At 58.0% G+C, this 26,025-nt stretch carries 21 protein-coding genes and 9 pseudogenes; 15 read left to right on the forward strand and 15 right to left on the reverse strand.

Features of this window, described 5'->3' with window-relative positions; translation table 11 throughout:
• Positions 1–11 precede the first annotated feature (11 nt).
• On the reverse strand, positions 12–1,046 hold the full coding sequence (mgrA, locus tag AC6I8M_RS07985) for an L-glyceraldehyde 3-phosphate reductase (RefSeq protein ID WP_498013753.1): 1,035 nt from the start codon (positions 1,044–1,046) through the stop codon (positions 12–14).
• Between the two features lie 344 nt (positions 1,047–1,390).
• Here mgrA and AC6I8M_RS07990 point away from each other — a divergent pair, with 344 nt between their 5' ends.
• Complete coding sequence (locus AC6I8M_RS07990) at positions 1,391–1,681, forward strand: hypothetical protein (protein ID WP_010618919.1); 291 nt, start codon at positions 1,391–1,393, stop codon at positions 1,679–1,681.
• Positions 1,682–1,705: 24 nt separating this feature from the next.
• Here AC6I8M_RS07990 and AC6I8M_RS07995 read toward each other — a convergent pair.
• Together AC6I8M_RS07995 and AC6I8M_RS08000 are read right to left on the reverse strand one after the other, a co-directional pair.
• Positions 1,706–2,344: pseudogene (locus AC6I8M_RS07995) on the reverse strand (trehalose-6-phosphate synthase); the annotation flags it as partial.
• Positions 2,345–2,441: 97 nt separating this feature from the next.
• Positions 2,442–3,344, reverse strand: a complete 903-nt coding sequence (locus tag AC6I8M_RS08000) for a LysR family transcriptional regulator (protein WP_010618921.1) — start codon at positions 3,342–3,344, stop codon at positions 2,442–2,444.
• Positions 3,345–3,481: 137 nt separating this feature from the next.
• Here AC6I8M_RS08000 and AC6I8M_RS08005 point away from each other — a divergent pair.
• A pseudogene (locus AC6I8M_RS08005) lies at positions 3,482–3,990 on the forward strand (UbiX family flavin prenyltransferase).
• Between the two features lie 10 nt (positions 3,991–4,000).
• Positions 4,001–5,500, forward strand: coding sequence for a UbiD family decarboxylase (locus tag AC6I8M_RS08010; protein WP_010618922.1), 1,500 nt, complete (start codon positions 4,001–4,003; stop codon positions 5,498–5,500).
• Here the strand turns inward: AC6I8M_RS08010 and AC6I8M_RS08015 are convergent.
• From AC6I8M_RS08015 to AC6I8M_RS08045, 7 genes and pseudogenes are all read right to left on the reverse strand, one after another.
• Positions 5,497–5,985 (reverse strand): annotated as a pseudogene (locus AC6I8M_RS08015) (GGDEF domain-containing protein). The gene AC6I8M_RS08010 and the pseudogene AC6I8M_RS08015 overlap by 4 nt on opposite strands.
• A gap of 97 nt (positions 5,986–6,082) precedes the next feature.
• Entirely contained in the window at positions 6,083–6,652 is a 570-nt protein-coding gene (locus AC6I8M_RS08020) for a hypothetical protein (RefSeq protein ID WP_498013754.1), read from the reverse strand.
• Positions 6,571–7,047 (reverse strand): PDC sensor domain-containing protein, encoded by a 477-nt coding sequence (locus AC6I8M_RS08025; RefSeq protein WP_498013755.1) that lies wholly within the window; start codon positions 7,045–7,047, stop codon positions 6,571–6,573. Before AC6I8M_RS08025 ends, AC6I8M_RS08020 begins: the two co-directional genes overlap by 82 nt.
• A 149-nt stretch (positions 7,048–7,196) precedes the next feature.
• Positions 7,197–7,604: a zinc-binding dehydrogenase gene (locus AC6I8M_RS08030; protein WP_318285049.1), complete on the reverse strand. Its 408-nt coding sequence runs from the start codon at positions 7,602–7,604 to the stop codon at positions 7,197–7,199.
• Positions 7,583–8,008, reverse strand: a complete 426-nt coding sequence (locus AC6I8M_RS08035) for an alcohol dehydrogenase catalytic domain-containing protein (RefSeq protein WP_498013756.1) — start codon at positions 8,006–8,008, stop codon at positions 7,583–7,585. Before AC6I8M_RS08035 ends, AC6I8M_RS08030 begins: the two co-directional genes overlap by 22 nt.
• Before the next feature lie 275 nt (positions 8,009–8,283).
• Positions 8,284–8,769 carry an RrF2 family transcriptional regulator gene (locus AC6I8M_RS08040; protein ID WP_022547688.1) on the reverse strand — a complete coding sequence of 162 codons (486 nt, stop codon included), beginning with the start codon at positions 8,767–8,769 and terminating at the stop codon, positions 8,284–8,286.
• A gap of 798 nt (positions 8,770–9,567) precedes the next feature.
• Positions 9,568–9,963 (reverse strand): annotated as a pseudogene (locus tag AC6I8M_RS08045) (MFS transporter); the annotation flags it as partial.
• 44 nt (positions 9,964–10,007) lie between these two features.
• Here AC6I8M_RS08045 and tus point away from each other — a divergent pair.
• Complete coding sequence (gene tus / locus AC6I8M_RS08050) at positions 10,008–10,934, forward strand: DNA replication terminus site-binding protein (protein ID WP_010618931.1); 927 nt, start codon at positions 10,008–10,010, stop codon at positions 10,932–10,934.
• 48 nt (positions 10,935–10,982) lie between these two features.
• Here tus and fumC read toward each other — a convergent pair whose 3' ends face one another.
• On the reverse strand, positions 10,983–12,380 hold the full coding sequence (gene fumC, locus AC6I8M_RS08055; protein WP_010618932.1) for a class II fumarate hydratase: 1,398 nt from the start codon (positions 12,378–12,380) through the stop codon (positions 10,983–10,985).
• A gap of 198 nt (positions 12,381–12,578) precedes the next feature.
• Between fumC and manA the strand changes: the two genes are divergently transcribed.
• From manA to add, 11 genes and pseudogenes are all read left to right on the forward strand, one after another.
• A complete protein-coding gene (gene manA / locus AC6I8M_RS08060; protein ID WP_010618933.1) occupies positions 12,579–13,754 on the forward strand; it encodes a mannose-6-phosphate isomerase in 1,176 nt (391 codons plus the stop codon).
• 129 nt (positions 13,755–13,883) lie between these two features.
• Positions 13,884–15,383 carry a YdgA family protein gene (locus AC6I8M_RS08065; protein WP_010618934.1) on the forward strand — a complete coding sequence of 500 codons (1,500 nt, stop codon included), beginning with the start codon at positions 13,884–13,886 and terminating at the stop codon, positions 15,381–15,383.
• Between the two features lie 136 nt (positions 15,384–15,519).
• Entirely contained in the window at positions 15,520–16,083 is a 564-nt protein-coding gene (locus AC6I8M_RS08070; RefSeq protein ID WP_058948706.1) for a fasciclin domain-containing protein, read from the forward strand.
• 43 nt (positions 16,084–16,126) lie between these two features.
• Positions 16,127–16,360: pseudogene (locus AC6I8M_RS08075) on the forward strand (sigma factor); the annotation flags it as partial.
• A 44-nt stretch (positions 16,361–16,404) separates the two neighbouring features.
• Complete coding sequence (locus tag AC6I8M_RS08080) at positions 16,405–16,848, forward strand: anti-sigma factor (RefSeq protein ID WP_010618936.1); 444 nt, start codon at positions 16,405–16,407, stop codon at positions 16,846–16,848.
• A gap of 393 nt (positions 16,849–17,241) precedes the next feature.
• Positions 17,242–17,982: a methyl-accepting chemotaxis protein gene (locus AC6I8M_RS08085; RefSeq protein ID WP_498013757.1), complete on the forward strand. Its 741-nt coding sequence runs from the start codon at positions 17,242–17,244 to the stop codon at positions 17,980–17,982.
• Complete coding sequence (locus AC6I8M_RS08090; RefSeq protein WP_498013758.1) at positions 17,969–18,460, forward strand: methyl-accepting chemotaxis protein; 492 nt, start codon at positions 17,969–17,971, stop codon at positions 18,458–18,460. The genes AC6I8M_RS08085 and AC6I8M_RS08090 overlap by 14 nt, the downstream gene beginning before the upstream one ends.
• Before the next feature lie 12 nt (positions 18,461–18,472).
• Positions 18,473–18,700: a hypothetical protein gene (locus tag AC6I8M_RS08095; protein WP_010618938.1), complete on the forward strand. Its 228-nt coding sequence runs from the start codon at positions 18,473–18,475 to the stop codon at positions 18,698–18,700.
• 364 nt (positions 18,701–19,064) lie between these two features.
• Positions 19,065–19,493, forward strand: a pseudogene (locus tag AC6I8M_RS08100) (glucose PTS transporter subunit EIIB); the annotation flags it as partial.
• A 2-nt stretch (positions 19,494–19,495) separates the two neighbouring features.
• Positions 19,496–20,108, forward strand: a pseudogene (locus AC6I8M_RS08105) (aminotransferase class I/II-fold pyridoxal phosphate-dependent enzyme); the annotation flags it as partial.
• A gap of 235 nt (positions 20,109–20,343) precedes the next feature.
• Positions 20,344–21,342 carry an adenosine deaminase gene (gene add, locus AC6I8M_RS08110; protein ID WP_010618940.1) on the forward strand — a complete coding sequence of 333 codons (999 nt, stop codon included), beginning with the start codon at positions 20,344–20,346 and terminating at the stop codon, positions 21,340–21,342.
• Positions 21,343–21,399: 57 nt separating this feature from the next.
• Here add and AC6I8M_RS08115 read toward each other — a convergent pair whose 3' ends face one another.
• The 4 genes and pseudogenes from AC6I8M_RS08115 to araG form a co-directional block, all read right to left on the reverse strand.
• Entirely contained in the window at positions 21,400–22,440 is a 1,041-nt protein-coding gene (locus AC6I8M_RS08115; RefSeq protein WP_010618941.1) for an oxidoreductase, read from the reverse strand.
• 77 nt (positions 22,441–22,517) lie between these two features.
• Positions 22,518–23,440, reverse strand: a pseudogene (gene araC, locus AC6I8M_RS08120) (arabinose operon transcriptional regulator AraC).
• A 57-nt stretch (positions 23,441–23,497) separates the two neighbouring features.
• A pseudogene (gene araH / locus AC6I8M_RS08125) lies at positions 23,498–24,485 on the reverse strand (L-arabinose ABC transporter permease AraH).
• 17 nt (positions 24,486–24,502) lie between these two features.
• On the reverse strand, positions 24,503–26,023 hold the full coding sequence (gene araG / locus AC6I8M_RS08130) for an L-arabinose ABC transporter ATP-binding protein AraG (RefSeq protein ID WP_498013759.1): 1,521 nt from the start codon (positions 26,021–26,023) through the stop codon (positions 24,503–24,505).
• Between the last annotated feature and the right edge of the window lie 2 nt (positions 26,024–26,025).

Here is a 26,025-nt window from a genome sequence, read left to right on the forward strand (position 1 = left end):
GGCGCCGGGCATCATTTAAGTTGAGAAGAGACGCGCCACATATCCACCCCGCCTTCGGTGGCGTAGCGATCAATGTCCGCCAGTTCCTGTGCCGTAAAGGTCAGGTTGTCCAGCGCGCACAGGGAATCGCTTAACTGATCAACCGTGCGGGCACCAATCAGCGCAGAAGTGACCCGCTCATCACGCAGCGCCCAGGCGATCGCCATCTGCGCCAGCGTCTGACCGCGCGCTTCAGCAATCGCGTTTAGCGCACGAATTTTTGCCAGGTTCTCTTCGCTGAGCATGGCAGAAAGACGCGGATCGCTGCCGCCGGCGCGCACGCCCTGCGGTACGCCGTTGAGGTATTTATTGGTCAGCATGCCCTGTGCCAGCGGTGAAAAGGCGATGCAACCACTGCCGAGCTCCGCCAGCGTATCAAGCAGCCCGTACTCAATAGTGCGGTTTAGCATCGAGTAATTGGGCTGATGAATGAACAGCGGCACTTTCTCATCGGCCAGAATCGCAGCGGCCTGACGCGTCAGCTCTGGCGAATGGGAAGAGATGCCGACATACAGCGCTTTGCCCTGGCGATGCAGCTGCACCAGCGCGCCCATGGTTTCTTCCAGCGGCGTATTCGGATCGACGCGATGGCTGTAGAAGATATCGACATAATCCAGCCCCATGCGGCGCAGGCTGTTATCACAGCTGGCAATGAGATGTTTGCGAGTGCCGGTCGGGCCACCGTACGGACCCGGCCACATATCCCAGCCCGCTTTGCTGGAGATGATCAGTTCATCACGATACGGGGCAAAATCCTGCGCCAGCCAGCGACCAAAGTTCTCTTCAGCCGATCCCGCCGGCGGACCGTAGTTATTAGCCAGATCGAAATGGGTGATGCCGTTATCAAACGCGTGGCGCAGGATCGCTCTGCCGGTCTCAAACACGTCAACGCCGCCAAAATTCTGCCATAGCCCCAGCGAGATCAGCGGCAGCACCAGGCCACTTTTGCCGGTTTTACGGTATTGCATGTTGGTCTGATAACGCGCTGGCGATGCAACATAACTCATAACAGATTCCTCTCATTAAATGCCGCCGTGCAGGTGGGCAGAAGACGTGTCCTGCTTTTCTGCAAAGCCGGGCGGCGAAAAGGCGATTGCCGGACAAATTTTTACCGCGTATGGTTAATCTGTAAAATTCATTACTGTGATTAAATTCATCTTTTATGGCGATAACTGATGGAATTGCGCCAGATGCGGCACTTATAAGTTTAAGGGTGCTGTCGGGGAAAAAATTTCGCTCAGCAGGTCACACATTTCCGACAGAGGAAGAGCGACGACTATCAGTCGTTGATTAGGCTTTGGTTTACCTGCACTAGGCAATGCTAAACGCAACGCGGATACTGAGAGCTTTTATGTATAGAAGTGAAGATGAAAAACTGGCCGACATTGTCATGGGCGATGCCGTGCTGCAATTATTAAAACAAGCCGGACCGGTAACTATTCTCGCGCTGCTGGAAAAACTGCGCGCGATGGCGGCATCAGAAACCGATCCGGCACGCCAGCGCGCGTTTCGCTATGCGATTGCTGAAGTGCAGAACAGCAAAAGTGCGCCACAGGGCGAAGCGGTGGCGTTAAAAGGTAGCGATAACGTGACCCATGTTTTTCGCAACCGTGATAATGCGGGTAAAAATACCCGACATTAGCCCCGCTCTGCCCCTGTGTGCTTATCAATAACGTAACCGCCCGCTCATGCCTGCGCCCGACAGGTGACGGCTACACAGCTGCACACTCTCCGGCTGCTGCTCATCCATTAACAGGGCGAGGAAGCTGTCGGCCCACCAGTGACAATCATAGCGGTGCAAATTATTCAGCAATCGCGCATGACGGTTCTGACGGTCGCTGAGCGGCAGCCGCAACGCCGTATGGATGGCGTCCGCCATCGCATCAGGATCGTAAGGATTAACGATCAGCGCGCCATCCATTTGTTCGGCCGCACCCGCGAACTGTGACAGAATCAGCACGCCTGGATTCGCGGGATCCTGCAGCGCAGCATACATTTTCGCCATCAGGCTTATGCCCGCCATTAGTGGCGTCACCAGCGCCGCACGATACAGTCCGGCCAGCTCTTCGCGGCGATAATCGTGGTTGAGATAGCTGACCGGATACCAGTTGAGCATACCGTGCACGCCATTAACCTCACCGCACAGATTTTCCAAATCGTGGCTGATCGCCTGCTGCCGGTGCGGGTGTCCGCTGGCAGCAGAAGCCAGCTGCAATAACATCATGTTGCCCGCATAGTCGGGATGATGGCGCAGCAGCACTTCCAGCGCGCTGATGCGATACGGCAGGCCTGCGCTGTCGTCGAGAATAGATTACGTCAGTGAATCACAAGTTAGCCGATATGGCATAGCAATTCGCCATCTAGATCCCCATAACGCCGTTGAGGCTGGAATGCCCGCCTGATTACGCAGCGGGTTCATCACCAAAGTGTGACTGCGCGTACCCGGCAAAGCGCCGGATCTCCGGGTTAGCCGCGCCGGTTTTCCAACACAGGTAAAGTGCCGTCGTGACATCCTGCTGCGCCAGCGGCAGTAGCGCCACATCCTGACGCAAAAATCTCTCCGGTGCGTGGGGGATGAAGGTCACGCCCAGACCCAGTGCGGCGAGGTCAACGGCGGTGGCCACATCGCGCGCGCGGAGCACGCTGGCGGGAATCTGCCTGGCGGCCGCATAGAGATTAAGCACCGCGCCACCCAGCCCGATGCCTTCCGGATCTTCCTGCAAAATCAGCGGCTCCGCTACCAAATCAGCCAGCGAGACGCAGGCCTGCTGCGCCAGCGGATGGTCGTCGGCCAGCACCACACACAGGGAGGTTTGATGCAAAATTTGCCGGCTAATCTGGCGACGTTCCGGCAGCGGCCCGCGCAGGATGCCGATATCCAAATCGCCGCTCTCCAGCAAGCTTAGCTGTTGATTGACGCTATACTCCACGGGTTGCAGCGCGATCTGTGGAAAATCACGCCTGAAGGCACGGATAATTTTGACCAGTGCCGACTCCAGCATGGAAGTGCCCACATAGCCTATGCGTAACATGCCGCGTCGCCCGGCGGCCACCTGCTTAATCGTGTTTTGCAAATGTTCCACACGCTGCACCGTCTGCTGGACTTCCCCGAGCAGCAATGCGCCTTCGCGCGTCAGACTCACCTTACGCTTGTCGCGCGCAAATAACTTCACGCCCCACTGCTGCTCCAGTGCCTGAATATGCTGAGACAACGCCGGTTGCGTGAGGTTAACCGCCGCCGCCGCCCGCGCGAAATGCAGCGTATCGGCGAGTGCCAGAAAAGAACGCAGCTTACGGTAATCCATGCCACACCTGATAAGGATTCGTTATTAATAAAAGCATAATACCAATTAGACCCTGATTAGCGAGCGCATTATCTTTGGCTGCAGGACGGCGACGGCAGGAACGCGCCGGAAAATTTTTGCCTTTCACAGGAGGCCTTATGCGCATCATTGTCGGCGTAACCGGCGCCACCGGTGCCCCACTCGCGCTGCGATTACTGCGGCAGCTGGCGGACATTCCGCACATCGAAACGCATCTCATTTTGTCACGCTGGGGAAAAGTGACGCTGGAACATGAAACTAACTGTTCTCTCAATGAAATCAAACAGCTGGCCGATGTGTTTCATCTGGCCGGTATCCACAGCGGTTATGCGGAAGGGCTGATTGGCCGCGCGGCCGATGTCGTCCTGAAAGAGCAGCGCAAACTGATTCTGGTACCGCGCGAAACCCCGCTCAACACCATTCATCTGGAAAACATGCTGGCGCTGTCACGCATGGGGTCAGCCTGATTCCCCCTGTGCCTGCCTGGTACAACCATCCGGCCACGATCGCCGATGTGGAAAATCATATCGTGGGTCGCGTGCTGGATCAGCTTGGTATCGACACTGCTGGCGCCACGCGCTGGCAGGGTTTGCATCCCGCCAGTGATGACCTGACACTCCCAAACTAAGGAACAGCCTATGTCAAACACATCTCCCTCTTCGCACAGCAGTGAAGTTTACGATCTGCGTTCTGCCATCGAACTGCTGAAACAATTTGATGGTGAGTATATTGAGACCGATGAAACGGTGAATCCCGAAGCGGAACTGTCCGGTGTCTATCGTTACGTTGGCGCAGGCGGCACCGTGATGCGTCCTACGCAGACCGGACCGGCGATGGTGTTTAATCACATCAAAGGTTACGACAACTTTCGCGTACTGATTGGCTTGCTGGCCTCACGGCAGCGCGTGGCGCGCCTGTTAGGGGTGCCGAAAGAAAAGCTGGCGCATCTGCTGCGTTCATCGGTACATAACGCCATTGCGCCGGTGGAAATAAGCCAGCAGCAGGCGGTTTGTCAGGAAGTGGTGCACCTTGCCACGGACGACGGTTTTGATATCCGCCGTCTGCTGCCTGCGCCTACCAACACGCCTGAAGATGCCGGTCCCTATTTCACCATGGGGATGTGTTATGCCGCCGATCCGGAAACCGGCGAACATGACGTCACTATTCACCGCTTGTGCGTGCAGGGCAAAGATGAGATCTCGATGTACTTTGTGCCGGGCCGCCATCTTGATCAGTTCCGCATTAAGGCCGAGCAGGCAGGCAAAGCGTTGCCGATTACCATCAGTATTGGCGTCGATCCGGCTATCGAAATTGGCGCCTGTTTCGAGCCGCCGACCACACCGCTCGGTTTTGATGAGCTGGCGATAGCCGGTGGTCTGCGCGGTCGGGCGGTTGAGCTGGTTAAGGGTGTCGCCGTAGATGCACGCGCCATTGCCCATGCAGAGATCGTGATTGAGGGTGAACTGGTGCCGGATTATCGCGTACAGGAAGATCAGCATACCCACAGCGGTAAAGCGATGCCGGAATTCCCGGGTTATACCGGTGAAGCGCAGGCGGCAGTACCGGTGATTAAAGTAAAAGCCGTGACGCACCGCAAAAATCCAATCCTGCAAACCTGCATCGGACCGAGCGACGAGCACACCAATCTGGCCGGGATCCCGACCGAAGCCAGCATTCTCGATATGGTTGAGCGTGCGTTACCGGGTCTGGTGAAGAATGTACATTGCCCTTCGCCAGGCACCGGCAAATATGTTGCGGTGCTGCAAATCAATAAGCGCGGCCCGCAGGATGAGGGACGACAGCGTCAGGCCGCCCTGCTGGCTTTCTCGGCCTTTTCAGAGCTGAAGCACGTGTTCCTGGTCGATGAAGATGTTGATGTGTTCGACTTAAATGACGTGATTTGGGCGATGACCACGCGTTATCAGGGCGACGCGGACACGATCTTTATTGCGGGCGTGCGCTGTCACCCGCTCGATCCCTCACAGGATCCGGCCTTCAGTAACTCGATTCGGGCCCATGGCATTACCTGTAAAACCATTTTTGACTGTACGGTGCCGTATGACCTGAAACACAACTTCCAGCGCTCGCAGTTTATGGAAGTCGATGTTTCACGCTTCATTCCAGATTTTAACCGTTAATCACTCACTGCCCGCCAGGTCTGCGCCTGATTGCGTCCGCTATGCTTGGCTTGGTACAACGCCGCATCAGCATGCTCGATCAGGTTGCCAGCCTGATCGTCATGATAGGTGGTCGCACAGCCCGCGCTGAGCGTCACCTGCGCGTCGGGCAGTGCGGAAGCGGCGTGAGGCAGATACAGGTCAGCAATCGCCTGTACTGCCTGACGCGCAATATTCAGCGCCGCATGCTGATCGGCACCGGCGAGGATGATGGCAAACTCCTCGCCGCCATAGCGCGCGACCATGTCGCTCTGCCGCAGCTTGAGGCGTTTAAGCGCGTCGGCCACCTAGCGTAAACAGTGATCGCCTGCCACGTGCCCGTAACGATCGTTGTAGTGTTTGAAGTAGTCAATATCCATTAAAATCAGCGACACCGGTGCTGATTTTTCCCCCAGATTATGCAAAGCATTCTGCAAAAAGCGGTCAAACTGTCTGCGGTTAGCCAGGCCGGTCAGTCCATCGAAAAATGCCAGCTGATCCAGATGGTGATTGGCATCGGCGAGGTGGTTTTTTAGTTTGAGCAGCGCTTCCTGATAATGCTGGCTATGCCGAGCCTGACGAATAACAAACAGTCAGCAGGATAATCGCGACCAGCAGCGCCACGTTCAGGGAAATATCCTGCAGTCGCCCTTTCACCCAGCGCAGATACAGATTGCGCTTGTCATAACCGGCCGCGACGACCAGCGGATAGCGTTCTGAGCTGGCGAAGCCGAAGATGCGCACCTGGCCATCCAGCGCCGCGTTCCACTCGCCGCTGCCGCGATCGGCTTTCACCAGCATCTGCGGGAACAGATGGCTGGCGGAGAGACTCTTTCCGATATAGCTGTCGGGCATTGGACGGGCATAAAGCACCGTGCTGTCTGCCAGCATCAGTACCAGCACGTCGCGTAACCCCAGTTCATAGTAACTGTAAAAACGGCGGAAATAATCCACTTTAATGGTGGCTAACAGGATGCCTTTGAAATCACGCGCGGCATCGCTGACGCGCAGGGAAACCGGAATAACCAGATCGCCGGTGCTGCGGCTGCGAATCACCGGGCCGATGTGCAAACTGTCACGGCTGCTGTTGCGGTGATAGCGGAAATATTCACGGTCGGAGTTGTTGGTGCCCACCGGCACGTTGGCGTGGAGGTGGCGATCCAGCGTCCCTGCTCATCATAGTAAAACAGCCTCTGCAGCTGCGGCAGACGGCTTTGCAGATCGCGCATAATCTGGCTCAGGTTGGCGGCGTTTAGCTTTTCCAGCGGCTGCGCCTGCAGGTCGCGCTGCACTTCACGCAGGGCCAGTTCGGTCTGGAGCACGGTATCTTCCGCCTGACGTGACTGTGACAGGGAAAGATTGACCGCCATCTCTTCCGTCTGGCGCACCGCGCCGTGCCAGTCTTCGCGCAGCGTCCACAGGGTGAGCGCAATTATCGCGCATATCAGCAATCCGCCGGACAGCAAAATACTGCGCAGCAGCGAGGAACCTGAAATGATTGCCGCTTCATTTTTCCTTTTAAACGTCATGTTTCACCCTGTTGCTGCGTCAACGCTAAGTTAAACACATAATCAACGACGGGATTTTCATGATTAAAGACGGTAATGATGTCATGCGTAGCAATGGCCGCTGGACTACGGGTGGATGCTGCATAAATCGCCAGCGAACAGCGCGCGTCTCACTCGCTGCTCATCGTGATTACTACCTTACCGAAAGGCCCCCTGTCCAGATGGACCAGCGCTGTAGGCAGGTCAGAAAACGCGTACACCGAGTCGATCACCGGCTTTATGCCGGTCCGATCAACTGCACGGAGCAGGCGCGTGAGTGCGCAGCGGCTACCGGTGCCGATACCATGAAGGGTTGCGTCTTTCATCATCAGCGGCATTGCCGGTGAGCTGAAGTCAAAGCCATCAAGCGCGCCGATCTGACAGATATGCCCACCGACCGCCGCCAGCTGCACGGATTTCCCCAAGTGATCGCCACCGATGACTTCAAGTATATGATCGGCACCGTGATTGGCGGTGATGCGGTAGATTTCTTCCATCCAGTCTTCACGGTGGCGATCTACATAATGGTCGGCACCCACGCTTTCGCCCGGTCGGCGTTGCTGGCTCTGCCGGAGACGATCACCTGCGCGCCATGCGCTTTGGCAATCGGCAAACCAAACAGGGCAACCCCGCCGGTACTGGGAATCAGCACGATGTCGCCAGCCTGCACGCCGGCACGTTCGACCAGTGCGAACCAGGCGGTGAGACCGGCACAGGGCAATGTGGCAGCCTGAATCGGGTTCAGGGTTGCGGGGGCGGTAACCAGCCACGCTTCCGGCATAACCACATATTCAGCCAGCACGCCGGGATAATAGCCGCCCAGCGTTTTATAGGCCGGCGTGCGCGCATCGCCGGGACGCACACCGTCGATCCAGTCAGGCGTAAACGTCGAAATAACCCGGTCACCGGCGCTGAAGCGGCTGACATCTTCCCCCCCGGCCAACAACGATGCCGGCCAGATCGGACCCCGGTGTAAAAGGAAACGCAAGCAGCAGGCCCCGGCCATTCTCAATCACCATGTTACGAATTGATCAAAACCGCACATATAAAGTGTATTAGATATTCTTGCAGATGCAATTCTCCCAAGAACTACACTCCTGTGGTTTTAATGCAATCTTAAAAGTTGCAGATTTTTCGTACGTCTCCTTTCTTTTTCACCAACGCGGAATAACAACAATGCATCTGCAAACATATGGGGTTCGTCGGGCCGTAAGCCTGTCAGGAGTGATGTTGCTGGGAAGCCTGCTGGCCGGTTGTGATCGCGGTGTGGCGCAAAACGCGCCGCCGCCTCTTCAGCTCGTTAAGGGCATCGGCGACGGTGCGGGTTTCCAGCACTTTAAGCGACGCTTCTTCCGCTTGCTCCGCGATTGATTTGAAGTACCAGCACAGGTTGGCGCTGACTAGGCAGCGCGGTGCGACATCGGGGCGCGACGCCCACAGTCTTTTGTCTTCAATCACTGAGGTGTAGATATCGCGCAGCGTGATCTCAGCGGCCGGACGACCCAGATGGATCGAGCCGGTACGGCCAAGCGTCGAGACAATGATGCCATCGCGCGTTAACGGAACCATGAGTTTCCGAATGAAACTGGGGTTCGCTTCAAGACCGTACGCCAGAATGGCACTGGTCGAGCGTTTACCCAATTGCTCCGCCATCGCTACGCACAAAACCATCTGCAAAGCTGTCGGGAAGCGGTAATCTAGCATTTCTGTTTCCTGAGTTGCGGCCTATCTTCTTGTTTTCATACCGCGGCAGTGAATAATCAATGAGCAATAAATATAACAAACACTGTTGCTTTTTAAAATACCGAAAATGCTTTCCACACGTGACTAACCTGCCCTGTTACCTGCCTTTAGTTCGATTTAGCCGATTGAATTAAAAGAAAAAACATGTCAGCAGTGCATGCCGCTAACCGCTTTAGCACTCTGAGCCTTGCGCAACAATATGAGCGACGTGTCACTTTTTTGCCCCCACCGCTGTAGCTGCAGGCTGGCAAAGGACGTTGTGACAAAGGGACGATTATTTCTGCACGCGTGGCGCGCCGTGTGCGCAACCCACCATCAGACAAGTTGTTGTTTCTGTGTAAGAAGCAAAAACACACCGGCGAAGGGGGCTGCGTTAGGGTCGATAAACCGTCTTCTGAGAGGAATAATATTGATTAGGGTCATAGATTCCCTTGCTATTTTTTGCACAAAATGCGCGCCGTTACTATTTTCGAGGCACGAAATAATGTCTGTATAATCCCCTGTCGTCGGCGCGTTATTGCTGACCGTTCTCCCGCTGACGGTGGGCATCATCACGGCGGCAACCAGCTGCCTGAACGCGCCAACCTTATGGCAATGCGTGCGGATGGCACCACTGCCTTTTATTTTATTGTCTCGGCTGGCTGCACCCTGCTGTTAAGCGCGTTGTGTTGCCTGCTGCAATATCTGACGGATCACCACTAAAGCGCAGCAGCGGCCATCTCTGCCCGTTATCCGTCAGTGGCGATTTTCACCTACGTGTTACGAAGCGCCAGCCGGCAATTTCCGCTTCAGCACCACCACCAAAAACACGTTGATTACCGCCAGCCCACATAACAGCCACAGCGTAGCCTGCGCGCCGGAATGCTAGAAAATATAGCCGCCAATCAGCGCCGGTCGCGCCATGCGGCCAACCACAATGGCGTACTCTTCCGGTTTCACCATGGCCAGCGGCAGCGTACCGCGCACGATAGCCCGCAAGCCATTCCCTGCACCGTACAGCACCATACTCACCAGCGCCCACGAGGGATAACAGGCCAGCAGCCCGACTGAGAAGAAAGTGGTCCAGATGGGATGGCCGCGCTTAAACGCCATATCGACAATGCGCGAAGCCACCTGGCACGGCCCCAGCAGCGTGCTGATCGCCAGCGCGGCGCTATTTAGTGCTACCCTTTGGTATGTTGTAACTATGGAGAACCGTGATGGCTCGCTATGATTTGGTGGCTGATTTATACGAATGCGTGAATACGCTGGAGCGCGAACTCACTGCGCTGCGGGCGTCGGTTGAACAGCAGCCGCTGTTGCTGGCGCGCGTGTTCAGCCTGCCGGAGATCGAGAAAGGCAAAGAGCATGATGAAATCAACCGCATCGCGGTGACCCAGCACCTCGGTAAACGCGCGCGCGTAATGGCCCTCGCCCATTACTGTCGCCTGTTTATGCAGCATCAGTCGGAAAAACTCAGCACCAAAGCGGCGGTGCGTCTGCCTGGCGCCCTCTGTATTGAGGCGGATGACGCAGCCAGCCAGCGACTGGAGCAGCAGGTCACGACCATCAACACCCTCAAGCAGCGGCTGGAGCAATTGATTACCGTCGACTCCGGCCTGCCGAGCGAGGCGCGTTTTGAGTTTGTGCACCAGCATCTGCGTGGCCTGATCACGCTCAACGCCTATCGCAGCGTCACGCTACTGAAGGCGCCGGATACGCTGCGTTTTGGCTGGGCGAATAAAAACATCATCAAGAACGTGACGCGCGAGGCCATCGTGGAGCAGCTGGAGCGCAGCCTGAAGGCGAACCGCGCGCAGGCGCCGTGGACACGCGAACAGTGGGCAGAGAAAGTACAGCAGGAGCTGGAGCGGGTGCAGTCATTGCCGGACGGCGCGCAGCTGAAGATCAAGCGGCCGGTCAAGGTGCAACCTATCGCGCGGCTGTGGCGCGCCAGCGAGAAAAAACAGCTGCAACTGGCCTGCCCTTCGCCGCTGCTGGTGCTGTGCCGCGATCGTACGCAGGTGCCGACGCTGGGTGAACTGCTGGATTACGATGCTGAAAACATCGCGCACCGCTACAAGCCGCTGGCGCAGCCGCTGCATCAGATCATCCCGCGGCTGCGTTTATGGAGTGACCGTTTGTAAGACAAAAAAACAGCGCGACAGGTCGCGCTGTGGTGCCCGGCAGTGAAGCTACTGCTTCATGCTGCCAACCATCTCTTCCGGCCGCACCCATTCGTCAAACTGCGCTTCGGTCAGGTAGCCAAGCTGCAGCGCCGAGGCTTTCAGCGTCAGCCCCTGTTTGTGCGCCTGCTTGGCAATCTCCGCCGCTTTGTCATAGCCGATATGGGTATTCAGCGCGGTAACCAGCATCAGCGACTCGTTGAGCAGCTGATCGATGCGCTCGCGGTTGGGCTCAATGCCCACCGCGCAATGGTGATTGAAGTTGTCCATGCCGTCGGCCAGCAGCCGCACCGACTGCAGGAAATTGTGGATCACCATTGGCCGGTAGACGTTGAGTTCGAAGTTACCGGACGCACCGCCCATGTTCACCGCCACGTCATTGCCCATCACCTGGCAGCACAGCATGGTCAGCGCTTCACACTGCGTGGGATTGACTTTGCCTGGCATGATCGAGCTGCCGGGCTCATTTTCCGGAATGCTGATTTCACCGATGCCGCAGCGCGGACCGGACGACAGCCAGCGCACGTCGTTAGCGATTTTCATCAGCGATGCGGCCAGGCCTTTCAGCGCGCCGTGCGCATGCACCAGCGCATCGCAGGTCGCCAGCGCTTCAAACTTGTTGGGCGCGGTGACAAAGGGTTGCTGCGTCAGGTCGGCCAGCGCTTTCGCCACGCGCACCGCATATTCCGGATGGGTATTCAGGCCGGTACCGACCGCGGTACCGCCCAGCGCCAGCTCGGCGACGTGCGGAATACTGTGTTCGATGTGCTTCAGATTGTGCTCCAGCATGGCAACCCAGCCGGAAATCTCCTGGCCGAGCGTCAGCGGTGTGGCGTCCTGCAGGTGGGTACGACCAATTTTAACGATGTCTTTAAACGCGGCGGACTTCTCGCTCAGGGTATTTTTCAGCACCTCAATTTGCGGAATCAGCTGTTCGCGCAGCGCGATCACCGCGGCGACGTGCATGGCGGTGGGGAACACATCGTTGGAGCTCTGGCTCTTGTTAACATCATCATTCGGATGCACTTTGCGCGACATGCCACGCTCGCCGCCCAGCAGTTCGCTGGCGCGGTTAGCCAGCACTTCATTCATGTTCATGTTGGTCTGGGTGCCGGAGCCGGTCTGCCAGATGGCCAGCGGGAACTCGTCACTGTGCTGGTCGGCCAGCACCTCGTCAGCGGCGTCGATAATCGCCCCGGCCCGTTCAGCCGGCAGCAGCCCCAGATCGCGGTTAACCTGGGCGGCCGCGCGCTTGGTCAGCGCCAGCGCGTGCACCAGCGCCACGGGCATCTTCTCGGTGGAGATACGGAAGTGCTCCAGCGAACGCTGCGTTTGTGAGCCCCACAACTTATCTGCCGGAACTTTGAACGGACCCATTGAATCTTTTTCAATGCGGTTGGCTGCCATGACTACGTCTCCTTAGCTCAGATTTTGAGGTTTCCGCCTAAGTCGTCTTCCCGCGACGCCTTAGAGCGAGCAAGACTGTCACATACAAGAAATTAACATTATGCGAGCCCATCGCGTTTATTGCACTTGTTCGTGTATTTTCTATCGCACTTTCTGCTTTAATACGCTTATTTACTTACCGTTATTAACGGGTAAACGATGCAAAAATTGAACAATTCGCTGCAAAATTATGCATGGGGCAGCAAAACCGCGCTGACCGAACTCTACGGCATCGAAAACCCGCAGGGATTGCCGATGGCGGAATTATGGATGGGCGCGCACCCCAAAAGCCCCTCCACCGTCGACGTGGACGGCGTGGCACGCTCGCTGCGTGACGTGATCAACGACGATCCGGTCGCGACGCTGGGCGCAGCGGTAGCGCAGCGTTTCGGTGAGCTGCCCTTTCTGTTTAAAGTGCTGTGCGCCGATCAGCCGTTATCGATTCAGGTGCATCCAAGTAAAACCGCCGCTGAAGCCGGTTTCGCGCGTGAAAACGCGGCGGGCATTCCACTCAGCGCCGCCGAGCGCAACTATAAAGATGCTAACCACAAACCCGAACTGGTCTATGCCCTGACGCCGTTCCAGGCGATGAACGGCTTTCGCGAACTGCCTGAGATTGTCTCGCTGCTGGAGCCGGTCGCGGGCGCGCATCCGCAGATCGCCCATTTCCTCGAAAACGCCAGCGAAGCTGCGCTGGCTAAACTGTTCGCTACCCTGCTGTCGCTGAAAGACGAGAGCAAAACCCGCGCGCTCGGCGTGCTGAAATCCGCGCTGAACGCGCGCGAAGGCGAGCCGTGGCAGACCATCAAAACTATCGCCAGCCACTATCCGGACGATAATGGCCTGTTCTCACCGCTGCTGCTGAATGTCATCACCCTGCAACCGGGCGAGGCGATGTTCCTGTTCGCCGAAACGCCGCATGCCTATCTGAAAGGCGTGGCGCTGGAAGTGATGGCGAATTCGGATAACGTGCTGCGCGCCGGCCTGACGCCGAAATTCATTGATATCCCGGAACTGCTGGCCAACCTGAAGTTCGAGGCCAAACCGGCTGCGACGCTGCTCACTCAGCCGCAGACGCAGGGCGACAGCCTCAACTTCCCGATTCCGGTAGAGGATTTTGCCTTCGCCATTCATACGCTTTCGGCCACGCCGCAAACGCTGGCACAGCACAGTGCCGCCCTGCTGTTCTGCATTGAAGGCCAAGCTGTGATTGAAAAGGCCGGGCAGCAGCTGGTACGGCAACCGGGCGAATCCTGCTTTGTCGCAGCCAGCGAGTCGCCGGTGAGCGCGGCGGGGACCGGTCGTCTGGCGCGGGTGTTCAACGCGCTGACGTGAGGCGGCTGACGCCTGCAGCATTAACTGCTATTATTTCAAACTATTAATTAAAAAACGCCTGCGGGCGTTTTTCTTCACCCGTCGCGCGGCCCAACGGTATGCGCACGCAAGGATAAGGACGACTCAGCGATGAAAAAGACCAAGGTTGCCGTAGGTGTGATTGTGGCGCTCGGCGTAATCTGGACTGGCGCAGCGTGGTTTACCGGTAAACAGCTGGAAAGCCACATGGATGAGATGCTGCAAAATGCCAACAGCCAGATCAACGTGTATGCGCCGAATAGCCGTCTGACGCTTAGCTATCAGGATTACCAGCGTGGCGTATTCAGCAGCAAAACCAAACTGGTGATTCAGGCCAGTTCCCAGACCGAAGACAATCCACTGCTGAAGCCGGGTCAGAGCATCGTGCTCAACGAAACCATCGACCACGGTCCTTTTCCGTTTGCTCAGCTGAAGCGCGGCAACCTGATCCCCAGCATGGCCTCGGTGCACACCGAACGGGAAAATACCGATGCGGTGAAGAAACTGTTTGAACTGACTCAGGGCAAATCGCTGGTTAATGCCGATACCCGCGTCGGTTACAGCGGCGCGACCGATACCGCGCTGCACCTGCTGCCGGTGGATTACAGCAATGCGCAGACCGGCGACCGCCTCGCCACCAACGGCGGCACGCTCAACGTCAGCGCGGACAGCAAAGGCGACAAAGTCAGTCTGCAGGGTGACTTCTCCAGCATCGCCGTCACCAGCAAAAACCAGCTGCAGCAGCCGGTGCTGTTTACCCTTAACGGTCTGAAGCTGGGCGGTGACACCCACCTGAGTCCGGAAGGCGTGCGCGTCGGCGACCAGACCATCACGCTGGATAAGCTCGACGCCAGCATTAACGGTCAGGAAGGCCTGACGCTGGAGAAGCTGGACGGGAAGTCCTCGTTCGACAACAAAGACGGCAAGATTGGCGGCCAGATTGACTATCAGGTCGATAATATCAGTCTGCAGAAACAGCCGTTCGGCGAAGCCAAACTGGCGATGAAATTTGCGCAGTTTGATGCTCAGGCGGTGAAAACCTTCTCTGACCAGTACAATGCGCAGATGCAGGATCTGCTGAACCAGCCCGGCGTGGTGGACGATCCTATCCGCTACCAGGCCAGCGTGCAGACCATCCTGAGAAAGAACCTCCCGACCCTGCTGAAAGGTTCGCCGACCGTGAGCGTGGCGCCGCTGAGCTGGAAAAATGACAAGGGCGAGAGCACGTTCAACCTTAACGTCGGTTTTAACGATCCGGCGACCGTCACCGGTGAACCGCAGAGTCTGGGGGCCGCCGTGGATCGCGTGCTGAAAACGCTCGACGGCAAGCTGAGCATCAATATGCCGATGGCGACGGAAGTGATGCGTCACGTCGGGCTGGCGGAAGGTTATCAGGGTGATGATGCGCAGAAACTGGCCGATCAGCAGGTGAAAGGTCTGGCGGCAATGGGCCAGATGTTCCGTCTGACGCAGCAGCAGGACGATAACATCACCACTAGCCTGCAATACGCTAACGGTCAGGTCACCATGAATGGCGACAAAATGACGCTGGAGCAGTTCCTGTCGCGCTACATGCTGGGCGCGCCAACCAGCGAAGGCATGCCAGAGTAATCCCCGTGGCAGCCCTCTCCGGGCTGCCGTTTTACCCCCCAGCAAAAAAAATTTCACCCTTTTCTGCATCCGTTCAGCCGCGCCGTACGTATATCCCTTTGTGAGCCCCCTTCTGCTCCTTCAATGAGGATATAAGATGAAAAAGTTAATCAGTCTTGCCGTCCTGTCTGCGGCCCTGCTTGGCGCTAACGCTTCTATGGCTGCCATGCACGCCGATTCGGTGATGGTGGGCGGCGCGGCAATGTATCCACAAAAAAACATTATTGAAAACGCCCTGAACTCGAAGGATCACACCACGCTGGTCGCTGCCGTTAAAGCCGCGGGTCTGGTCGATACCTTACAGGGCAAAGGCCCCTTTACGGTGTTTGCGCCGACTAACGCCGCCTTTGCCAAACTGCCTACCGGCACGGTTGATGCGTTACTCAAACCGGAAAACAAAGCCAAACTCACCAGCGTGCTGACCTACCATGTGGTCGCCGGTAAATATGATATGAAAGCGCTGGAGCAAAAAATTAAACAGGGTGGCGGTAAAGCCGAATTGAAAACGGTTAACGGTCAGCCGCTGTGGATTATGAGCAACGGGCCACACAATATTCAGCTGAAAGATGGTCAGGGTAATGTGGCAAATATCAGTACTTATGATGTAAACCAAAAAAATGGCGTCATCGACGTTATTGATACTGTTTTGATGCCTGAATAACTGTCTATACTCGGTAAGGTTAAACAAACCGGCCAAGAGTATTATGGACGCCTCTCAGGCTGAGCAACAAATAGCCTTAATACAGGCGGTCGCGAATAGCGATCGCCTGGCTTTTGAACAGCTGTACCGGCTGACTTCCCCGCATCTGTTTGCGGTAGCGCTGCGCATGTTACGCCAGCGGGCGTGGGCGGAAGAGATTCTGCACGAATGCTACATCACGGTCTGGCAGAACGCCGCGTCATTTAACAGCGCGCTCAGTTCTCCTCTGACCTGGATCAGGTTCAGCCGCCCGTCACGCCGCCGGAAACGCTGTGGAAAAAAATGGCCCTTTCCCTGCCGCCCGACGCGCGTGTCGCGCCCGCACGCCGGACGCTGCCGTGGCTGGCTGCCGCCTGCGTCGCGCTGGGCTTAGCGCTGTCGGCTTACTGGCTGCGCGAGCCGGTAATGACGCCGCTGGCGGTACTGACCGATGCGCAACACAGTCAACAATGGGTGGTGAGCGCCAGCCGCCAGCAGGACGTGATCAGCCTGGCACCGCTGCAGGTCAGCGCGGTCAGGGCGGATCAGAGTCTGGAACTGTGGCTGATTCCGCCTGGCCGGGCGCCAGTTTCACTCGGTCTGGTCACCGGGAGTGTGCCGCAGCAGTATCCGATTGAGAAACAGCAGTCGCTGGTTAAGGCGACGCTGGCGATCAGTCTTGAGCCGCACGGCGGTTCGCCAACCGGACGTCCAACGGGCCCGGTGCTTTACAGTGTAAATTTATAATCGGTGATGGTCACGGGTGAAATTAGCGCTAACGAGGCAGCTTTTATTATTTGATGACGGCCGGCGTGTCGCAGGCGGAGTGCCGTTAATCATTGCCGCGTGACTTAAGCTAAATGAACTGACATTGAACGCTCAATTTCAGCAAACGGCAAAAACAATGAATGTTTATTTATCCGCCGGCGAGCTTTACTGCCGCGGCCCGGCGAAATAACCTCCTTTATAAATTAATTTGGCGTGTTTTTGGGAAAGAAATATTTTATCGACGATTCATTTTCTTTTTCAGAATTCCCTGCCATGCTTAAAACGCTAAGCCATAGTACGCGATATTATCGCGAACAATAAATAATAACGCTCGACACCATTGTGTCTTAAACGACACCGGGGAAACTCACCATGCAATTTCTTAAAAACTTCACCATTCGCCGGGTTGTGCAGTGCATCCTGGTTGCGGCGCTGCTGATTGTGGCGCTGGCCAGGATCTATGGCAGCACAGTGCTGCGCGACATGCATCAGCGCGAACTGCATAACGCAACCCTGACCAGCCAGCTGCTGTTTCTCAATCGCGCCAGTTTAGTGATGGCATCGGGAACCACGGTGGCAAAAGCGGCCGTAGCGGCCGATGCCCCCGCCGATAGCAACTGGGCGCCGCTGCGTGCCGCCCTCACCGCACCGCCGGCTGACTTTGCGGTGCCTGCGGCTGAGCGCTTGCAATTCCTGCAGCGCGACATCGCAGCGAATAATCATGCCGACCAGTCCGATCGCCAGCGTCTGCAAATGGCCTTTGGCATTGCTGCACTGCTGATGCTAGCGCTGCTGCTGTTCTGTGACCGTTTTCTGGTCACGCATCTGGTACGGCCACTTGGGGCGCTGCGGGAACATTTCCGCGGCATCGCCGCTGGCGATCTTACGCAGGAACCGCAGGATTTTGGCCGCAACTGTGTGGGTCAGCTGATTCCGCTGGTCAGGCTGATGCAGCAGAGCCTGCTGACCACGGTGCGCGCAGTGCATGACAACACCGACGTGCTGCGCAAGGAGTCCGCGGATATCGCCCAGCGGCAACGCCGATCTGTCCGATCGTACCACCCGCCAGGCTGCCGCGCTCGAGCAGACCTCGGCCAGCATGGAGCAGCTTAGCGCCACCGTAGAGAAAAATGCCCACAGCGCTGGCGAAGCGCGTGAGCTGGCCCAGGCTGCTGCGCGCACCACGCGCGACGGCGAAGCGCTGGTGAAAAGTGTGGCATCCATGATGGCCGATATCGCCGCAGAAGCCGATAAAATCCGTCAGTTTACCGCCACGGTTAACATCATCGCTTTTCAGACTAATATTCTGGCACTGAACGCGGCTGTCGAAGCCGCCCGCGCCGGTGAGCAGGGACGCGGCTTTGCCGTGGTGGCAGCCGAAGTGCGCACGCTGGCACAACGCAGCGCCAGCGCCGCGAAGGAGATCGAAGGGCTGATTAATGGCACCGTGACGCGCGTTGGCGAGGGAGCGCAGACCGCGCAGCGCGCCGGAGCCATCATGGACAGCGCCACGCAAAGCGTTTCCGCCGTTACGTCGCTGATTGGACAGATTGCGCTGGCGTCAGACGAACAGAGCAAAGGCATTGCCTAGGTTACGCTGGCCGTGACCGATCTGGATCGCGTCACCCAGCAGAATGCAGCCCTGGTGAAAGAGATCGCCACCTCGGCCGGCAGCCTGAATGGCCGTACCGGAACGCTGGCTGCGGTGATCAGTCATTTCAACTTTTCTGACAGCCCGCGGGACAGCGCTCAGCCTGCCGCGCTACCGGCCGGCCAGCGCCCCGTTTCAGCCACCGGCAGCTTCGCGGCAGAAAAGCTTGCCCGTCTCTGACCCGGCATAGCTCGCAGCCGATAACCACACCGACAGGGACAGGTCACAGAAAGAGAAGAACTTATGAGCCATCAATCATTGCAGCACATCGTTCCGGTTCAGACTGATGTCCGTGACTTACGCATCGCCACGGGCATGACACAACTGCACGCGCTGAACGCTTCGACCTTAGCCTGCGGGTCTGGCAGATGAAGGAGTCCGTAGCAAAACCGTCGCCGCTCAGTCAGGGAGAATATGAGTTTTTGCTGCTGCTGGCAGGAAAACATCCCTATTTTAGTCTGACGGCCAGAGCCCGTTAATGCAGTGCGCGCTGGCCATTGCGTCAGCGCCGCCTGCGACAACCGGGGATCCGCTTCCTCCACCCGGCGTGCTGCACGGCCTTTCTACCAAATGGTACTGGGTGCCGGTCATTGCCGCCGTGTGGTTTGTTGGTTACTACGCCATCTTCCGTTTCGCCATAACCCGCTTCAACATCAAAACACCAGGCCGCGAAGCAGAAACCAGCCGCGTTGAGCAGCAGGTCAGCCGCGCCGGCGTGGGCAAATCCGGCTACAACACGCCAGCGATTCTTGCGGCGCTGGGTGGCGTTGACAACATCACCTCGCTGGATAACTGCCTGACGCGCCTGCGCCTGTCAGTGGCCGACATGAGCAAGGTCGACGATGCCGCTCTGAAAGCCAACGGCGCCATCGGCGTGGTGCACCTTAACCAGACCAATCTGCAGGTGGTAATTGGCCCGCAGGTGCAGTCGGTCAAAGATGAAATGGCCCATCTGATGAGCGCGACGGTGTAAACATGCAGGCGTTTAATTTTGATCGGGTGATGGATCGCCACGGCAGCTGGTGCACGCAGTGGGACTTTGTCGCCGACCGCTTCGGCGTGGCCGATCTGCTGCCTTTCACCATCTCGGACATGGATTTCGCCACGGCTCCCTGCATCATTGACGCGTTGCAGCAGCGGCTGAATCACGGCGTGCTGGGTTACAGCCGCTGGCAGCATGAGGATTTCCTCTCCGCCCTGCAGCACTGGATGCGCAGCCGCTTTGCCAGCGAGATCGCGGCGGAGTCGCTGGTGTATGGCCCGTCGGTGATTTATATGGTGGCGCAGTTGCTGCGCCACTGGACGCAGGCGGAGGATGAAGTGCTGATTCACACGCCCGCCTATGATGCGTTTTACCAGACAATCATCGGTAATCAGCGCAGGGTGCTGGAACTACCGTTGCAGCGCGATGGCGACACATGGCGCTGTGATATGGCTCAGCTGGAAACCATGCTGACGCGGCCGCCGCTGTAAGGTGATGCTGCTGTGCAGCCCGCACAATCCCACCGGCAAAGTGTGGCAGCGTGCAGAGCTGGATGACGTCGCGCTGCAGCAGCGGCTGATCCAGCAGCATAAGGTGGCGATTATGCTAGGCAGCACTTACGGCAGCGCCAGTCGCAGCTATCTGCGACTCAACGCTGGCTGCCCGCGCAGCAAGCTGGATGACGGGCTGGACCGGCTGATTGCCGCACTGCAATCGTTCTGAACCGCGGCGGATGCTGATTAATTCAGCATCCGCTGCCCGCTTTGCGCAAATCACTGGCGCGGTTGCGCAAGATGTTTTTATAATTGTCTGCACTTTACGTTAATTCAGCGAGTGCGACATGATTGATGCGAAACTTCCCCTCACCGACCTTCACCGCCACCTCGATGGCAATATCCGCGCCCAGACCATCCTTGATTTAGGTCGCCAGTTCAATCTTACGCTGCCCGCCGATACGCTGGATACGCTGCGTCCACACGTCCTGGTGACCGCCAACCAGCCGGACCTGGTGAGCTTCCTGCAGAAGCTTGACTGGGGCGTCAAAGTGCTGGGCGATCTCGACGCCTGCCGCCGCATTGCGCTGGAAAACGTCGCCGACGCCGCGCAGGCAGGTATCCATTACGCTGAGCTGCGCTTCTCACGGGGCTACATGGCGATGAACCATCACCTGCCGATCGCCGGCGTGGTGGAAGCGGTGATTGATGGCGTGCGCGCGGGCGTGCAGCAGTACGGCGTCGAGGTGAAGCTGATTAACATCATGAGCCGCACCTTCGGCGAAGAAGCCTGCCTGCGCGAGCTGGAAGGTCTGCTGGCGCACCGCGATGGCATCACCGCCGTCGATCTGGCCGGTGACGAACTGGGCTTCCCGGGCAGCGAATTCCTCAGCCACTTTAACCGCGCCCGCGATGCCGGATTCCGCATCACCGTGCATGCAGGTGAAGCCGCCGGACCGGAGAGCATCTGGCAGGCGATCCGCGAGCTGGGCGCCGAGCGCATCGGTCACGGTGTCAAAGCGATTGAAGACCGCGCGCTGATGGATTTCCTTGCCGAACAGCGCATTGTCGTTGAATCCTGCCTGACGTCGAACATTCAGACCAGCACCGTAGCCTCGCTGGCCAGCCATCCGCTGAAGGCGTTCCTGCAGCACGGCATTCTGGCAACCATCAACACTGACGATCCGGCGGTACAGGGCATTGAGCTGGCGCATGAATATGAGGTCGCTGCGCCACAAGCGGGCCTGAGCGCCGTTGAGATTCGCCAGGCGCAGGAAAACGGTATTGCCATCGCCTTTTTAACCGAGGCAGATAAAGCCGCGTTGCGCCAGCGCGTGGCGGCATAAGCAATAAAAAAGGAGCGCAGATTACGCTCCTTGTTGATCGGCTGGCGATAACGCGGTTTATTTCAGGGACAGGGGCTGGCGTTTTTCCGCAGATTGCAGGCCAAGCTCAATCAGCTCCATCACCTGAATCGCCTCTTCCGCCGTTACCGGGTTGGCACCGTTACCGGCAATAGCGTCGCGGATTGCCGCATAATAGGCCGGATAGTTCCCCGGCATCGTCAGCAGCTCTTTTTCCACCATCACTTCGCCCTCGGCCAGCGTCAGCGTGCCGTTGCGCATGTCGTAGCCCCAGTCTTCACGCGGCGGACATTCACCCGCTTTCAGACGGTCCTCCTGCGGATCGAGCCCATACTTAACGTAGCTGCCGCGCGTGCCGTGCACCACAAAACGCGCCGATTCCGCGGCCACCAGCATGCTGGCGTGCAGCACCACGCGCCGGGTGGGATAAGTCAGCACCGCGTGGAAGTAATCGGTGGTTTGCGCGCCCGGACGCAGTTCAGCCATGTCGACGTTGATCGCCACCGGCGGTCCAAACAGCTGCAACGCTTGGTCCAGCACGTGCGGTCCGAGATCGAACCAGATCCCGCTGCCCGGGCCTTTCATTTCGCGCCAGCGCTGACGCACTTCCGGACGGAAACGGTCAAAGTGCGACTCCAGATAGCGCACCTCGCCCAGCGTGCCGTCGTTTAGCAGCGTTTTCAGCGTCAGGAAATCGCTGTCCCAGCGGCGGTTATGGAACACCGACAGCAGCAGCCCTTTGGCTTTGGCCAACGGATCGAGCTCACGCGCCTGTGACAGTGTCACGGTAAACGGTTTGTCGACCACCACATGCTTGCCGGCATTGAGTGCCGCTTTGGCGAGCGGGAAATGAGTGTCGTTAGGGGTAGGAATTACAATCAGGTGCAGCGTCGGGTCATCCAGCAGCGCCTGGTGATCGGCCACCACCTGCACCGACGGCCAGTCAGCGTGCACTTTACTGGCATCGCTGCTGGAGATCGCCGCCAGCTCAACGTCTGGCGTACCGGCGATCAGCGGCGCATGGAAGGTTTTGCTGGCAAATCCGTAGCCGATCAGGCCGACACGTAGTTTATCGCTCATTCTCATTCCTCTTGTTCGTGACCTGACTGATTTAAGACGAATCATTCAGTAAGAACAAGGCGGAATCACCTGAAAGCTCAGGAGATCGCACTCCGTGCCGGTTGCCAGCTCTCCTGGGCCACCAGCGCGTCGTGCGCATCCTGACTGCGGCGGCGGAAATCGCTTGGACTGACGCGCCCACCCGCTTGCGGAACACGCGCGAGAAGTAGAGCTGGTCGTCGTAGCCGACCTCGCGCCCCACCGAGGCGATGGGCTCCTGGGTGGTTTGCAGCAGCAGCTTTGCGCGGATCACCCGCTGATCTTCACGCCAGCGCAACAGGTTGATCCCCATCTGCTCGCGAAACAGGTGGGCCAGACGCGACGGCGACAGACAGACGTGGCGCGCCACTTCCTCGATTTTCACCTCGCTGTCCAGATGATTTGTGACGTACTGGCAGGCTTCAATCACGCGCGGATCGCGAATTTGCTGATGGCTGCGCGGATCCTCTTCTACCGCACGCAGCAGCAGCAGGCGCTCCAGCAGATTCATTGCCAGCTCCTCGGCGAAGCGACGTCCGGAGTTGTGCGTCTGTTCGATGCTGGCAAACAGGCGGTCAAATTCGGCGCGCAGCGCATCCGGCAGCCGCAGCCGGCCAACGCCCTGGTTCTGATCCTGCCACTGCAGCCAGTCGGTCCAGTAGGCGCGCGGACGGAAATAGACCCAGCGATGATGCCAGCACGGACTGTCCGGCGCGCGGCCATAGTAGTGCGGCGTTTTCGGCTGAAACAGCAGCAGGTCGCCTGGCTCGCAGTCAAACGCTGACGCCCCGTCAAACACCCGTCCCTGACCTTTAATGGTCAGATTGAGGATGTAACCTTTCATGCCGTGCGGGCGAGCGATAAAAAAATCGAGCTGATCGCCGGCGTTGATCGGCGTCAGTCCGGCCACCAGCCAGGCGTAAAACGGATAGCCCGGCAGTAAAGGATTTTGCTGTTCACTCGGCGCTTCGCGGTGGTACATAAGGATCTCCCGGCTCGCGTGACGTTAGGGCGCAGCGTCACGGCTGCGCCCGCGGGATCAGGCGGTTCTGCTTTTTTGTTTGTAACGGTCAAAGATCACTGCCGCTAACAGTATCAAACCGCGCACCACATACTGTGAGAATGGCGAGATATTCAATAAATTCATCGCATTCTCGACGGTACCCAGAATCAGCACCCCGGCCACCACGTAGGAAATCTTGCCGATACCGCCCTTCAGCGACACGCCACCCAGCACGCAGGCGGAGATAACGATCAGCTCATAGCCGAGCGAGGTCATCGGCTGACCGCTGGTCATGCGCGAAGCCAGGATGATGCCGGCCGCCGCTGATACCAGCCCAGAGAGGATGAAAGATGATGATGCGCGTGCGCACCACCGGCACCCCGGCCAGCCGCGCCGCTTCTTCATTGCCACCAATCGCCAGCGTGTTGCGGCCAAAGGTGGTTTTGTTCAGCAGGAAACCGAACACGATCATGGTGGCGATGGTCAGCCAGATTGGTGCCGGCACGCCGAGCCAGTTGGCGTAGCCGAGGGTGAAAAAGCGCTCATCCTCAATCCCCACTGCTTTACCGTCGGAGAAGATGTAGGCCAAGCCGCGCACAATCTGCATGGTCGCCAGCGTGGTGATCAACGCGTTAATCTTGAGACGCGCAATCACGAAGCCGTTAACAAAGCCGGTGGCCATACCGAGCAGCAGGCCGGCGGCGACGCCGATCCACAGGCTTTCGGTCATGTTGATCACCACGGCGGTGACGACACCAGCGCAGGCAATCACTGACGCCACCGACAGGTCGAAATCGCCGGAGACGAGGCAGAACAGCATGCCGCACGCCACCATGCCGGACATCGACATCGCCAGGCCCAGCCCTTTAATGTTGATAAAGGTGCCAAAATTAGGCACGAAGATGGCGCAGACGATAAACAGCAGCGCAAACACCACCAGCATGCCGAAGTTGTCCCAGATGCGCCCGAGCTGCAGGCCACTGCGCTGCACCGGTGGCGTATTGGACGTGGTAGATGAAGCCATTTTTACTCTCCTTTACCTCAGGCCACGGCGGCCGCTTGAGTGGTTTTCGGCATGGCCAGGCTCAGCGTCAGCTGCTCCGTGGCGGCGTCGTGGGGCAGTTCACCGGCAATCTCACCTTTGCGCATCACCACGATGCGGTCGGCCAGTCCCATCACTTCGGGCAGATCGCTGGAGGCAAACAGCACCGCGATCCCTTTGTTCGCCAGCTGATAAATCAGGTTATAGATTTCATGTTTGGCGCCGACATCAATGCCGCGCGTCGGTTCGTCGAGCAGGATCACGTTCATCTCCTCCGACAGCCAGCGGCCCAGAATCGCCTTCTGCTGGTTGCCACCGGACAGATTCATGATCAGCTGATGCGCGCCCGGCGTTTTGATGTTCAGCGAGCGAATGTGATGGTCCGCGTTTTTCGCTTCCCAGCCCGGCTTGATCAGACAGCCGGCATTCAGGTTGTGGCGGCGCGCGCTGATATTGATGTTCTCGCGCACCGAGTGCACCGGGATGATGCCTTCGGCTTTGCGATCTTCCGGGCACAGCATGATGCCGGCGCGGATGGCATCAATCGGTTCGCGGATGTTGAGCTGCTTACCGTCCAGCGTGACCGTGCCCGCGCGCAGGCGGGTGGCACCAAACAGCCCTTTCATCAGTTCGCTGCGGCCGGCACCGACCAGTCCAAACAGACCGACAATTTCTCCGGCGCGCACCGTCAGCGATATCGGCATCCGCACGCCTTTCGCTTCCACCTTGTCCAGCTGCAGACGTACGGGGCCCAGCTCACGTGGCGCGTAGCCATAGATATCTCCAAGGTTGCGTCCGACCATCGCCTCCACCAGATCGTCATGGTGGGTATTGGCCATATCCGTGAAGGTGCGCACGTAGCGCCCATCCTTAAACACGGTAATGGCATCGCTTAGCGCGAAAATTTCTTCCATGCGATGCGAAACGTACAGCACCACCCGGCCCTGCTCGCGCAGCTGGCGAATCACGCGGAACAGATGCTCAATTTCGCGCGCCGACATCGAACTGGTCGGCTCATCAAAGGCGATGATGCGCGCGTTACGCGCCAGCGTTTTGGCGATTTCAACCATCTGCCACTGGCCGAGCGACAGGTATTTCAGCGGCATGTCGGGGTCGATATCCATGCCGAGATTTTTCAGCTGCAGACCAGCTTCGTAGCGCAGCAGCTTGCGGTTAACCAGCCCGCGCTTGTGCGGCAGCTGGCCAAGATAGATGTTCTCCGCCACGCTCATTTCCGGTACCAGATGCAGCTCCTGGTAAATGATCGCCACGCCGGCATCCAGCGCATCAACGGTATTGCTGAAGCTTTTCGCTGCGCCTTTGATGCGGATTTCGCCGCCGCTGGGCTGATAGCTGCCGCTGAGGATTTTCAGCAGCGTGGATTTGCCCGCGCCGTTTTCTCCCATCAGCGCGTGCACTTCCCCGGCACGGCACTGAAAAGAGATATCCTGCAGCGCTTTCACGCCAGGGAAGGTTTTGCTGATGCCATGAAATAACAGAAAAGCTGGATCCGTGTTCATGG

The organism is Type-A symbiont of Plautia stali, assembly GCF_059731155.1.